This is a genomic window from Streptomyces sp. NPDC107538 (genome assembly GCF_055657445.1).
On record NZ_JBVKAY010000021.1, the window covers coordinates 1 to 11847 of the forward strand.

10 protein-coding genes are annotated in these 11847 nt (G+C 70.3%); 5 read left to right on the plus strand and 5 right to left on the minus strand.

Features of this window, described 5'->3' with window-relative positions; all coding sequences use genetic code 11:
• Positions 1 to 156 precede the first annotated feature (156 nt).
• Positions 157 to 750 (minus strand): TetR/AcrR family transcriptional regulator, encoded by a 594-nt coding sequence (locus ACZ7MG_RS40205; RefSeq protein WP_471395047.1) that lies wholly within the window; start codon positions 748 to 750, stop codon positions 157 to 159.
• 106 nt (positions 751 to 856) lie between these two features.
• Positions 857 to 1621: an SDR family oxidoreductase gene (locus tag ACZ7MG_RS40210; protein WP_471395233.1), complete on the minus strand. Its 765-nt coding sequence runs from the start codon at positions 1619 to 1621 to the stop codon at positions 857 to 859.
• Between the two features lie 229 nt (positions 1622 to 1850).
• Here ACZ7MG_RS40210 and ACZ7MG_RS40215 point away from each other — a divergent pair, with 229 nt between their 5' ends.
• Positions 1851 to 3116 carry an exo-beta-N-acetylmuramidase NamZ family protein gene (locus ACZ7MG_RS40215; RefSeq protein ID WP_471395048.1) on the plus strand — a complete coding sequence of 422 codons (1266 nt, stop codon included), beginning with the start codon at positions 1851 to 1853 and terminating at the stop codon, positions 3114 to 3116.
• Positions 3117 to 3219: 103 nt separating this feature from the next.
• Entirely contained in the window at positions 3220 to 4539 is a 1320-nt protein-coding gene (locus ACZ7MG_RS40220; protein ID WP_471395050.1) for a serine-threonine protein kinase, read from the plus strand.
• Positions 4540 to 4591: 52 nt separating this feature from the next.
• On the opposite strand, the gene ACZ7MG_RS40225 is transcribed toward ACZ7MG_RS40220, so the two are convergent.
• A complete protein-coding gene (locus ACZ7MG_RS40225; RefSeq protein WP_471395052.1) occupies positions 4592 to 7420 on the minus strand; it encodes a penicillin acylase family protein in 2829 nt (942 codons plus the stop codon).
• 344 nt (positions 7421 to 7764) lie between these two features.
• Here ACZ7MG_RS40225 and ACZ7MG_RS40230 point away from each other — a divergent pair, with 344 nt between their 5' ends.
• Entirely contained in the window at positions 7765 to 8367 is a 603-nt protein-coding gene (locus ACZ7MG_RS40230) for a hypothetical protein (RefSeq protein WP_471395053.1), read from the plus strand.
• Positions 8368 to 8427: 60 nt separating this feature from the next.
• On the opposite strand, the gene ACZ7MG_RS40235 is transcribed toward ACZ7MG_RS40230, so the two are convergent.
• Positions 8428 to 8949 carry a hypothetical protein gene (locus ACZ7MG_RS40235; protein WP_471395054.1) on the minus strand — a complete coding sequence of 174 codons (522 nt, stop codon included), beginning with the start codon at positions 8947 to 8949 and terminating at the stop codon, positions 8428 to 8430.
• Between the two features lie 315 nt (positions 8950 to 9264).
• Here ACZ7MG_RS40235 and ACZ7MG_RS40240 point away from each other — a divergent pair, with 315 nt between their 5' ends.
• On the plus strand, positions 9265 to 10341 hold the full coding sequence (locus ACZ7MG_RS40240) for an RNA ligase (ATP) (RefSeq protein WP_471395056.1): 1077 nt from the start codon (positions 9265 to 9267) through the stop codon (positions 10339 to 10341).
• 242 nt (positions 10342 to 10583) lie between these two features.
• On the opposite strand, the gene soxR is transcribed toward ACZ7MG_RS40240, so the two are convergent.
• Positions 10584 to 11099 (minus strand): redox-sensitive transcriptional activator SoxR, encoded by a 516-nt coding sequence (gene soxR / locus ACZ7MG_RS40245; protein WP_471395058.1) that lies wholly within the window; start codon positions 11097 to 11099, stop codon positions 10584 to 10586.
• 151 nt (positions 11100 to 11250) lie between these two features.
• Between soxR and ACZ7MG_RS40250 the strand changes: the two genes are divergently transcribed.
• Entirely contained in the window at positions 11251 to 11712 is a 462-nt protein-coding gene (locus ACZ7MG_RS40250; protein ID WP_471946682.1) for a MaoC family dehydratase, read from the plus strand.
• Positions 11713 to 11847: the final 135 nt, after the last annotated feature.

Below are 11847 nucleotides of genomic sequence, written 5' to 3' on the forward strand. Positions count from 1 at the left end.
GAAGAGCCGGGGCTGCGCCCCGTGCTCTTCGGGCCGAGAAAGCAGGGGCGCAGCCCCGCTTTTTCAGGGGCGCGGGGAACTGCGCGACCAGCCCCCACTCACCCGCGGCCGCCAACGAAACCCGGACCCCCGAGCTACTAGGCGCCCCCGCCCGCGCTACGGCCGCAGCGCTCGCAGGAGCAGGTCCGCGAGGTGGTCCGCGACCTCCTGGGGGGTCATCGGGCCACCGGGGCGGTACCACGTGGACAGGTGGTGGACCGAGCCGAAGTGGTAGTCGACGACCAGATCCGCGGGCGTGGCCGTGGAGAAGACGCCCGTCTCCTGCCCCTCCTCCACGAGCGCCCGGAAGCGCTCGTGGTACCGGCGGCGCTCCGCGCGGACCTGCTTGTTCTTCTCCGGGCTCAGATGGTGCATCGACCGAAAGAAGATCATCGCGTCGTCGAGGTTGTCGATGGTGGTGACGACGACATCGGCGGCGGCCCCCCGCAGCCGCTCCTCCACCGGCGCGTCGGCGCCCGCGAACGCGTCCAGCCGCTCCTGCTGGATCCGCAGCACGCGCGCGTACACCTCGTGCAGCAGATCGTCCTTGGAGCCGAAGTAGTGGTACAGCGCGCCCTTGGTGACGCCGGCCGCCTCGACGATCTCCTGCACGGAGGTGCGGTCGTACCCGCGCTCGGCGAAGAGCCGGGTGGCGGCGGCCAGCAGCCGCTGCGGGACGGGCGTACCGTCTCCGTCCGTGGTCCTGGGCACTGCCGCCACCTGCCTTCCGAGGTTCTGTTGTCGCAACTGGTCGTCCGCCGGGGGTCCCGCCGGAGGATCATCCCACTCTCCGGCGTTCGTCCGCCGGGCAGGGCGGTCAGCCGGTCGTCTCCCACTTCTGCTGGATGTGGTTCATGTTGGTCAGCCAGCGGTCCGGGTCGGCGGCCCTGGCCTGGTAGTACCCGGCCACCTCGGGGTGCGGCAGGATCAGGAAGCGGTCCTGGTCGATGCCCTCGAAGAGCGCGTCGGCCACGGCCTCCGGCTCGATCGCGGTCGGCGCGAGCACCAGGTCGCCCGCGCTCCCGGAGGCGGTCAGCATGTCGGTGCGCACACCCTGCGGGCAGATCGCGTGCACCTTGACGCCCCGGTGCCGGTAGGTGAGGGACAGCCACTCGGCGAAGGCGTACGCCCCGTGCTTGGTGACGCTGTAGGGCGCCGCGCCGATCATCGTCAGCAGCCCCGCCGCCGAGACCGTCGACACGAAACGCCCGCTGCCGCGCTCCAGCCACCCGGGCAGCAGCTCATGCGCGGCCCGGACGTGTGCCATCACGTTGACGTCCCAGGCGAGCGCCCACACCTTCTCGTCGGCCCCCTCGGTCCCCCCGGAGGCGAGCCCGGCGTTCGCGCAGTACACGTCCACGGTGCCGCCGAGCGCGTCGCGCGCCGCCGGGACGATCGCCGAGGCGTCCCCGGGCACCGCGATCCCCCCGATCTCATCGGCCACGGCCTCGGCCCGGTCCCCGTCCAGGTCGTTCACCACGACCCGGGCCCCCTCGGCGGCGAACCGCCGCGCCAGAGCGGCCCCGATCCCGCCCCCGGCCCCCGTCACGACCACACCCGCACCCTGCACGGCTCCCACGATCGCACTCTCCTTCGACGCGACACATCAACAACGACCTACCTACGAGGGCCCAGACTAACCGGTCGGTATGTCCCCGAGAAAGGGCGCCGCCACCCCCGCCCCGACAGGGGCGCGGGGAACTGCGCGACCAGCCACACACGACCCGCAGACGACAAACCACCCGCGGAAGCGCTTAGCTTTCCCCAAGCACCGCTTCCCGCGACCGCGCCCGCGCCCCGGAGGTCACCCCATGCACCTCTCCCGCCGCACCTTCCTCGCCGCCTCCACAGCAGCCACCGCAGCAGCCACCGCAGCCACCGCCTCCACCACCGGCCTCACCACCGCACCCCCCGCCGAGGCAGCCCGCCAAGGGCCCCGCACCGGCTTCGAACGCCTCGCCCACGACGGCTACAAACTCCTCGGCGGCCAGAAGATCGGCATCGTCACCAACCCCACCGGCGTCACCCGGGACGCCCGCCACATCGTCGACGTGACGCACGCCGACGACCGCGTGGACCTGAGGGCCGTCTTCGGCCCGGAGCACGGCTTTCGCGGCACCGCCCAGGCCGGCGGCTCCGAGGGCCGGCACGACGACCCGGCGACCGGACTGCCCGTGTACGACACGTACCAGAAGAGCGGCCGGCCCCTCGCGGACATCTTCACCGCGTCCGGCGTGGACACGGTCGTCTTCGACATCCAGGACGTGGGCGCCCGCTTCTACACGTACATCTGGACGCTGTACGACTGCATGGAGGCGGCCCAGCTGGCGGGGAAGCGTTTCGTGGTGCTGGACCGGCCGAACCCGGTGACCGGGCGCGACGCCCAAGGCCCCGTCCTGCACAAGGAGTTCGCGACGTTCGTCGGGCGGCAGCCCATCGCGCAGGCGCACGGGATGACGGTGGCGGAGCTGGCGCGGCTGTTCAACGAGGAGTTCCTCACCACGCCCGTACCGCTGGAGACCGTACTGATGTCGGGGTGGAAGCGCTCGCGGTTCTACGACTCCTCCGGGCTGCCGTGGGTGCCGCCGAGCCCGAACATGCCGACGCCGGACACCGCGCTCGTGTACTCCGGGACGTGTCTCTTCGAGGGGACGAACCTGTCGGAGGGGCGGGGCACCACCCGGCCGTTCGAGCTGCTGGGCGCGGAGGGAATCGACCGGCGGTGGGCGGCCGCCGCGAACGAACTCGGGCTGCCCGGTGTGCGGTTCAGGGAGGCGTACTTCGCGCCGACGTTCTCGAAGTTCCAGGGGAAGACCATCGGCGGCGTACAGATCCATGTCCACGACCGGGCCGCGTACGACCCCGTGCGCACCGGGATCGGTCTTCTCGTGACCGCCAAGGAGGTGTGGAGCGGCTTCGCCTGGCGGCCGGACCACTGGATCGACAAGCTGACCGGTTCGGCGCGGGTGCGGACGATGATCGACGCGGGGGCCGGCACCGACGAGGTCGTGGCCGGCTGGCAGGGGGAACTGGCCGCGTTCCGCAGGGTGCGCAAGGAGTATCTGCTGTACCGGTAGCGGCACCACGAGCCCGGTCCGTACGTGACGTATGGCCATCTTTCGCCGTTGGCAGGACCATGCGCCTGAGCGCATCACCAACGGGGGCCGAAGGGGGCTCGTCATGGCGGATCCGGGAATGAGCGTGACTCCCTACTGGGAACTGACCTTCGACGCGGACGGGGACGTGGACACCGGTCAGCGGGACCGGCTGCTGGACGGGGTCGGGAAGCGCGGGGTGGTGGATCTGGTCGTGTTCGCGCACGGCTGGAACAGCGACCGGTCCGGCGCGACGGGGCTCTACAGCCGCTTCTTCGCCCCGTTCCCCGCGCTGGCGCCGCAGGCGAGGCTGGGGTACGTGGGTGTGCTGTGGCCCTCGATGCGGTTCTCGGACGAGCCGATCCCGGACTTCAAGCCGGTCCCGGCGGTGGCACCCGGCCGCCCCGCGCTGGACAAGAACAGCCGGCACGCACTGCTGGAGGTGTTCCCCGGGCGGGCCGTCCTGGTCGAGCAGCTGGCCCGGCTGCTGGAGCAACGGCCGGACGAGGGCGCCTCGTTGGAGGAGTTCGGGCGGCTCGTACGGCTGCTGGTGGAGGTGCCGCCGCAGGGGCCGCAGGGCGCGTTCACGGCGGACACCCTCACCGAAGGGGTGCCGGAGGGGACGCCCGGGATGCTGTGCGGGGACCCGGTGGCGGTGTGCGCGGACTTCGCGGCGGCGCTGGCGGAGGTGGAGACGACCGAGGTGCCGACCGGGGCCGCCGTCACCCCGCCCCAGGCCTGGGACGGCGCCCATGAACTCCTGCGGCAGGCCACGTACTTCGCGATGAAGCGGCGGGCGGGGACGGTCGGCGAGCGTGGGCTCGGGCGGCTGCTGGGGCAGCTCGCACGGAAGGCGCCGAAGGTACGGGTGCACCTCGTGGGGCACAGCTTCGGCGCGCGTCTGGTGTCGTTCGCACTGCGCGGACTGCCCGAAGGGGTGCACACCGTGAAGTCGGTGACGCTTCTTCAGGCGGCCTTCTCCCACTACGCGTTCGCGGCGCGGCTGCCGCACGACAGTCGTGCGAGCGGTGTGCTGAACGGCCAACAGAAGCGTATCGACGGCCCGTTGGTGTGCTGCCACTCCAAGCACGACTCCGCGCTCGGCACGATCTATCCGCTGGCCTCCCGGATGGCGGGCGACGCGCGCACGGTGCTGGGGCTGAGCGTGAACAGCCTGCTGGGCACGAAATGGGGCGCCCTCGGCTACGGCGGCGTCCAGGCGGTCAAGGGCACCCGGTCGTTCAAGCTGGCCGACGCCCTCAAGTCACAACTGCCGACGGCGGGTTGTGTGAACATCGACGCCTCGGCGGTGGTGCGGCGCGGCGGCGCGCCCTCCGGCGCCCACAGCGACATCTGCCACCGGGAACTGGCACGGGTGGTGCTGGCGGCGGGCCGTATCGCCTGATCCGGGCCCGCCGCCGTCACGCTGTCACGCGGTCACCGATAACCGCAGGCGCTCACCGGTGCGAGGTGAACTCCACGACCTGCTGGTAGGTCGGCCGGTTCTGCCAGCTGATCTTGTTGTGCTTGATGCCGCCCAGGGGCTGCTGGACGATCGAGTCGGCGCACCACTGGTCGCCCGCCGAGCAGTACGCGTCGCCGGGGTAGACCTGTGCGGCGGTCTTGCCGGCCGCCTCCTTGAGGGTGTTGATCAGGAGGGTGCGGCAGGCGCTGAGGCTGCCCCCGCCGCAGTACTGCTTCGCCAGCGGACCGCGCACCGTGTCGCCCAGCACCGAGCGGATGTCCTTGTCGACGTAGCTCCACCAGCCGTACTGGAAGGAGCTGCCGGCGTGGGAGCCGGTCGGTCCGTGCGCGGCGGACGGGGACTCGTCGATGGGCAGGTTGGCGGTGATGGCGGTGTACAGGTCGGTGCCGAGGCCGGGTTCGAACTCGGCCTTCACCAGCAGCGGCCACCAGGCGTCCAGGATGCGGATGGCCTCGGCGTTGGCGTAGGTCTTGGAACCGGCCGAGGTCTCGGTGCGTTTGGAGCCTGAGGTGACCCAGGTCTGGAGCTTGGTGACCGCGGCGGCGGCCGCTGTGTCCGTGACCGTGCTGCTGTTGATGACCCTGAGCAGGTCCGGGACGACGTCCTCGGCCCGGAGATCGGCGAGGCCCGCCTCGGCCATCGCCTTGGTCAGCGTGGCACGGGTGACACCGCCGACGGTGACCAGCGTCTTCACCCGGTCGTCGAGGAGGTCGCCGCGGTGGACGGAGCCGTTGCCCCAGGGGGCGGTGGTGTAGTCGGCGGCCTGTTTGTTGTTCCAGGAGATGTAGTAGTCCTGGTCGATGGAGTTCGGGTGGGCGGAGGGCGGGGTGTAGTCGGCGGTGTTGGTGGTGGGGTTCCAGTTCCGCCACTCGTAGGCCGCCTGTGCCCAGGCCGGGAACTCGGGGTCGACGGTCGCGGCGCGCACCGGGTTGTCGCCGCTGTTGTAGTACGCGGTGTGGGTGGAGTCGGCGTAGAACCAGTTGAAGGTGTAGTTGATGTTCTGGACGGCCTTCTGAAAGGTCTCGGGGCCCTTGACGTAGTCCGGGTCGTTCAGCATCTGGAAGCCGATGATCGACTCGGCCTCGTTCAGGTAGGAGGAGCGCAGGGTGGTGTAGGCGACCTTCTTGCCGCCGACCGTGGCGCGGTGGGTGACGGGGCCGTACTTGGTGCGCCAGACCTGCATCCGGTACGAGCCGGCCGGGGTGGAGTCGGCCGTGGTGGGCTTCCAGGCGTTGGTCTGTTCGATCTTCTCCATGGCCGTGCAGGTGCCGTGGTAGAGGTAGTGGACGTCGTCCTGGCACAGCTCGACCGCGTACGAGTCGATGATGTCCTGGCCGGAGGTGGTGGCGCTCCAGGCGTAGTCCTGGCCGCGGCCGAGTTCGACGTACATGCTCAGGCCCGCGAAGGAGGCGCCGCGGGCGCTGATGCCCGGGCCCTGGATCTCCTGGAGCATCAGCAGCTGTGGGGCGAAGTAGCCGGTCTGCGGGCCGAAGACGGCGACGGGACGGCCGCTCGCGGTGTGCTTGCCGCTGACCACGAGGGCGTTGGACATACCGCGCCGGGCGGAGCTGAGGGCGGTGTCGGTGGCCTCGGAGGAGACGTTCGTGGAGGCGGCCGTGGCCGCGCTGCCGGTGCGGTCGTACACGAGGGGTTCCTCGGCGACCGTGCCGTCGTCGGGGAGGGCCATGCCCTGCGGGTTCGCGGGCTTGGTGGCGTAGGGGAAGCTGCCGTCGTGGACGGTGAGCGCGGCCTCGGGGTCGTTGCGCTCGCGGAAGGACTCCCAGACCGCGGTGCCCTCGGTGACGCCGTACTTCTCCTGGGCGGCCAGCAGGGACAGGGCGTTATTGACCTCGCCGCCGCCGCCCGAGCCGAAGAGGGCGCCGATGACCGAGGCCAGGGCGACCAGGTCGGTGGGCTTGAACTTCTCGATGGTGCCGGCGTTGGTGACGGAGTCCTTGTGGCCGGTCAGGACGTACTCGCCGGGGAAGTAGCGGCCGCTGTCGGAGGCGTCGATGTAGGCGTTGATGCCGGCGACGTACGCGTTGACGTCGGCGAGGGCCAGTTGGCCGCGCTCGCCGTTGGAGGCGACCGCCTTGTCGATCTGGGCCTGGAGGTCGGCCTCGGTGTAGGGGGCGTGGCGCCAGAACTCCTGTTCAAGGCCCTGGTTGGAGGCGGCGCCGCCCGCGAACGGGGTCAGCTTGCCCCGGCCGACGTGCCGGAAGACGTCCATCAGCCACAGCCGGTCCTGGGCGGCGGCGTAGCCCGCGCCGAACTCGGTGCCGTAGCGGGTGGTGCCCGTGATGTGCGGCACACCGGTCTTCTTGTCGCGGACGATCGTGACGTCGGTGCGGCCGGCCGGGTTCAGGGTGGAGGCGACCTGGTCGGCGGCGACACCGAAGGAGGCGTCGTTGAAGAAGGTGTTGAGGGTGGAGTTGGTGAGGCCCGGGTAGCCGGTGGCCAGGTTGTTGTAGGGGCCGAGCTGGTTGCTCGCGTTCTCCGGCATAGAGCCGAACGCCTGGTTGAGGAGGATCTGGGCGAGGGTGGCGTTGCCGTTCTGGCCGGGCGGCAGGATGTCGGAGCACTGTCCGCCGCAGTGGTCGGTCACCGCCGCGGCCTGCACGGCCTCCGTGTCGGCTGCCGTGGTGTCGGCGGCCACGGCGGCGGAAGTCGGGGAAAGAGGCGACAAAAGACCGGCAACGAGTGCGCATATCGAAGCGGCCTTGAGGAACTCCGGGAATCTATGAGGAGTTCTCAGTCTGTCCGGTGCGGTGCGTGAGGTGCGTGGGGTACGCCAGGGCATGGCAGCTCCTCCCGGAGGGGGTGGGCCGGATGTTACCGCCGGTATCCCCGGCTTTGAAGATGAACATGCGTCACGTTTTTGGGATCACTGTCGACGGACAGGTGACTGACAGCGTGAACAGGTACTCAGAAGTAGTCGTAAGCCCAAGAGAAGCATCACGAAGAAGTCAGAAGCAGTCAGGCGTAGGCAGGAACGGTCCGTGAACGGCTCAGCAGACGACTTATGGAGGTCATCGGAAATCGGATGGAGCCGAATCGCGTGTCGATACGTCTATTCGGCGACGTCCCGACGACGACGCCGAAGTGACCGAAGTACAGGTGCAGGTGTGACGGAGGTGCAGGGCGATGGCCGGTTTCCGGAGTCTGGCAAGACAGGTGCGAGATCCCAGGTGCGACCTGGCACTGCGGCGTTATTCGCTGCGCAAGTGCCTTGAGAGGTTCGCCCCCTACGGGCATCGGGCGACGTGGGACCACTTGTGCTCGCGGGCCGGCTTCGGCCCCGAGGACCGCAACCCCGACCCGGCGCGGCTCGTGGCCGCACTGGAGGAGTTGGAAGAGGCCCGGTCCGTCTGGCTCGACTACGAAGTGCAGTTCGCGCAGCGCCGCAAGAAGGAGAAGCACGACGGGCTGCGCAGGCCGGGCAGTGTCGACGACTGGCACCGGCTGACCTGGGGCGGGTTCGGGGTCGCCTGGTGCGACGACCCGAAGGTCCATCCCCGGGAACCGATGGCGGAGGTGCTGCGCCGGCTCATCGCCGCGCTGGAGCGCGAACCGGGCTCGTCCTGCCCGGTGTGCGAGGGCGAGCGCCTCGTCTACATGTACGACCTGGCCCATGAACCGTCCTCGGGCCCGGTCTGCACGGAGTGCGGAATCGTGGTGCCACGACCGGTGCTCACACCCGAGGCCCTGGCGGAGTCCAGGCGCGGACGGCTGCTGATCTCGGCGTAGCCCGGCGGGGGTGCGCCGGGGATGCCGCACCCCCGTGTATGAGCAGGAACGGCGCGACGGCTACGGCTTCTTGACGTCCGTGTGGATGGCCAGCTTGAACTCGGCGAGGGTGAGCCTCGTGGCCCGCCTGGTGTCCCCCGACCCGCGCGCCGATATCTTCAGGCCGAGCGGCACGCCCTGGTGCACGAACATCTGCCACATGAAGGTGCGGTACTGACCGCCCCGGGTCAGGGCGCTGTCCGTGGTGGCGGTCGAGTCGTACTTCTTCTTCGTCAGGCTCAGCGGGTCCCGTACGAAGCGGGCGCGGTACTCCAGCGTCTTCGGGTCCGCCTCCCAGAACACCATCGCCGAGAGCACGCCCCAGCCGTCGTGGCTGGGCCAGATCAGTCCGGAGCGCGCGTCCGGGAACGCCGAGGCGGTGTCGCCGCCGTTGGCCGGGTCGTGCATCTTCCAGGGGTCGTACGACTCCTCGGTCTTCTCGTACGGGAAGCGGACCAGGTGGTAGCCGTCCGAGTCGTAGGTGAGCCGCTGTGTCCCGGAGTGCGCCTTCTCCCACTTCAACGAACAGATGACGACGCTCATCGGCGCACCTTCCCTAGCGGGGCGCGCGGTGCCGGGCCCCTCCGTGTTCATGACACATTGTCGACGGGGGTGGTGGTTGCCTCGCGGGTGGGGGTGGGGGAGCGGTGCGTGGGCGGGTGCGGGTGCGTGGGGCTTCTCGCGCAGTTCCCCGCGCCCCTGGAAAGCGGGGGCTGCGCCCCCTGCTTTCAGCCTGCCGCCGTCGGGCGGAGTCCGGGACCTTAGCAGGGGTGAATTCGGTCGCTCCACCCCTTTCCCGTATGGACAGTTGGGGGCGATGAAACAGCCCTGAGCCTGACCGGAACCGAGGAGTGCCCGATGTCGACGCTGCGCGTCACCGCCGAGACGCTGACGATCCACGACCACCCGAACGCCGACGCGCTCGAACTGGCCCAGGTGGGCCTGTACCGAGCCGTGGTGGCGAAGGGGGCGTACCGCACCGGTGACACCGCTGTCTACATCCCGGAGCAGTCCGTGCTCCCGGCCGCGCTGATCGAGGAGCTGGGGCTGACCGGACGGCTCGCGGGCGGCAAGGCGGACCGGGTGAAGGCCGTACGGCTGCGGGGCGAACTGTCGCAGGGCATCGTCTGCCGGCCCCGGGCCCTCGCGGACGTGGACCTGACGGCCGCCGTCGCCGACGGCACGGACTTCGCGGAGCGGCTCGGCATCGTCAAGTGGGTGCCGCCGATCCCGCCCACCATGAGCGGCGAGGTCGAGTCGGCGCCGGATCTGCTGCCCTGGGTCGACATCGAGAACATCCAGCGCTACCCCGACATCTTCACGCCCGGTGAGCGGGTCGTCCTCACGGAGAAGCTGCACGGCACGGCCTGCCTGGTGACGTACTTCGCCGAGGACGGCCGCGTCCAGGTCTCCTCGAAGGGCTTCGGCTCGAAGTCCCTCGCCCTGAAGGAGGATCCGCGCAACCTGTACTGGCGGGCCGTCCACGGCCACAAGGTCGCCGAGGCCGCGTCCCGGCTCGCCGAGCGGCTCGGCGCCCGCCGGGTCGGGATCTTCGGCGAGGTGTACGGCGCCGGGGTGCAGGACCTGTCGTACGGCGCCGACGGCCGGCGCGAGACGCTCGGGTACGCCGTGTTCGACGCCTCCGCCGAGATCGACGGCCGGGTGCGCTGGCTCGACCAGGCCGAGCTGTCCGAGCTGCTCGACGGCGAACTCCCGCTGGTGCCACGGCTGTACGAGGGCCCGTACGCCATCGACCGGGTGCTGGAGGTGGCCACCGGCCGGGAGACGGTCTCCGGGCGCGAGCTGCATCTGCGCGAGGGCGTCGTGATCCGGCCGGCCACCGAGCGGTACAGCCCGGTCACCGGCGGACGGGCCGTCGCCAAGGCGGTCAGCCCGGCGTATCTGACCCGCAAGGGCGGCACCGAGTACGAGTGAGGGCTAGGGCCTGTCTGACAATTCCCGTCGTCGCCCGGAGGGCGGCCCCGCGGTGTCGTGGGGGTACCTCCCGGTCGAGCGAAGCCGAGACTGGGGGAGCGTGCTCTCGGCGTGCCGGGCGTAGAGCCTTGTACTGGATGTACTTGGCTCTGCGCCCGGTGCGGCGAGAGTACGTGCATGGCGTCGCGGGGCAGACGGGAATTGTCAGACAGGCCCTAGGGGCCCGGGAGCCCGGGAGTTGCTCAGCGGCAGCTGCCGGGCTCCTTCTCGGGCTGCTTCCCGTTCTCCTGTTCGACCGTCCTCCGGTGCTCGACCAGCAGGCGGGAGCCGCTCTGCCGTTCGCCGAAGGCGTCGTCGGGGTTGGAGAGCACGCAGGTGGCGAGGGAGAGGCAGCCGCAGCCGATGCAGTCGGTGAGGTGGTCGCGCAGCCGGTTGAGCTGCTTGATCCGCTCGTCCAGCTCGGAGCGCCAGACCTCGGAGAGATGGGCCCAGTCCTCGCGGGTCGGCGTCCGCTCCTCGGGCAGCTCGGCGAGCGCCTCGCGGATCGTGGCGAGCGGGATGCCGACGCGCTGCGCGGCCCGGACGAACGCGACGCGGCGCAGGGTGTCCCGGCTGTAGCGGCGTTGGTTGCCCGTGGTGCGGCGGCTGCTGATCAGCCCCTTGGACTCGTAGAAGTGCAGCGCGGAGACGGCGGCACCGCTACGGGCCGACAGCTGGCCGACGGTCAACTCGTGGATCTTCTCAGGGATCTGGGGCACCCCTCCGAGACTACCCACACCCGATGGGGGCACGGTCCGTTGACAGGGGCTCCGCAGCCGACCATGCTAAGCAGTTGCTTAGACATATAGGTCGGATACATGGGTCGGATACATGGGTCGGACCTATGGGTTCATCAGGGAGGCCGGGACAATGGCAGAGCCGAGGATCTTCACGTCCGCCGAGGAGCTGAAGGCGGCGGTGGGCGAGCAGCTGGGGTACAGCGACTGGCTGGAGGTCGATCAGAAGCGGATCGATCTCTTCGCCGAGGCCACCGGTGACCACCAGTGGATCCATGTGGACCCGGAGAAGGCGGCGGCCGGGCCCTTCGGGACGACCATCGCCCACGGCTATCTCACCCTGTCCCTGCTCCCGCTGTTCGTTCCGCAGGTGCTCAAGGTCGACAACGTGAAGATGGGCGTCAACTACGGCACCAACAAGGTCCGTTTCCCGGCGCCGGTACCGGTCGGTTCCCGGCTGCGCGCCTCGGCGACCCTCCAGGAGGTCACCGAGGTCGGGGGCGGCGTCCAGGTCACGGCGGCGGTCGTCGTGGAGCGCGAGGGCGGCGACAAGCCGGTGTGCGTGGCGGAGTCGGTGTCCCGGTACTACTTCTGAGCACCGGACGACCTGTGGTGGGGTGGGGGGGGCCCCCGCACCCCAAGGGAGGGCCCCACCAGGTGGTGCCACGCTGCCTGTTTTTGGCGAGATCCCGCCGGTGCCCAAGCCCCTACCAGGCCATCCCCCGGCGAC

What these genes read in the sequence shown, in the direction of transcription:
- ACZ7MG_RS40250 (WP_471946682.1), top strand. Translation starts at nt 11,251, where the DNA reads ATGGCAGAGCCGAGGATCTTCACGTCCGCCGAGGAGCTGAAGGCGGCG.
- ACZ7MG_RS40235 (WP_471395054.1), bottom strand. Translation starts at nt 8,949, where the DNA reads ATGAGCGTCGTCATCTGTTCGTTGAAGTGGGAGAAGGCGCACTCCGGG.
- ACZ7MG_RS40240 (WP_471395056.1), top strand. Translation starts at nt 9,265, where the DNA reads ATGTCGACGCTGCGCGTCACCGCCGAGACGCTGACGATCCACGACCAC.
- ACZ7MG_RS40215 (WP_471395048.1), top strand. Translation starts at nt 1,851, where the DNA reads ATGCACCTCTCCCGCCGCACCTTCCTCGCCGCCTCCACAGCAGCCACC.
- ACZ7MG_RS40230 (WP_471395053.1), top strand. Translation starts at nt 7,765, where the DNA reads ATGGCCGGTTTCCGGAGTCTGGCAAGACAGGTGCGAGATCCCAGGTGC.
- ACZ7MG_RS40220 (WP_471395050.1), top strand. Translation starts at nt 3,220, where the DNA reads ATGGCGGATCCGGGAATGAGCGTGACTCCCTACTGGGAACTGACCTTC.
- ACZ7MG_RS40225 (WP_471395052.1), bottom strand. Translation starts at nt 7,420, where the DNA reads ATGCCCTGGCGTACCCCACGCACCTCACGCACCGCACCGGACAGACTG.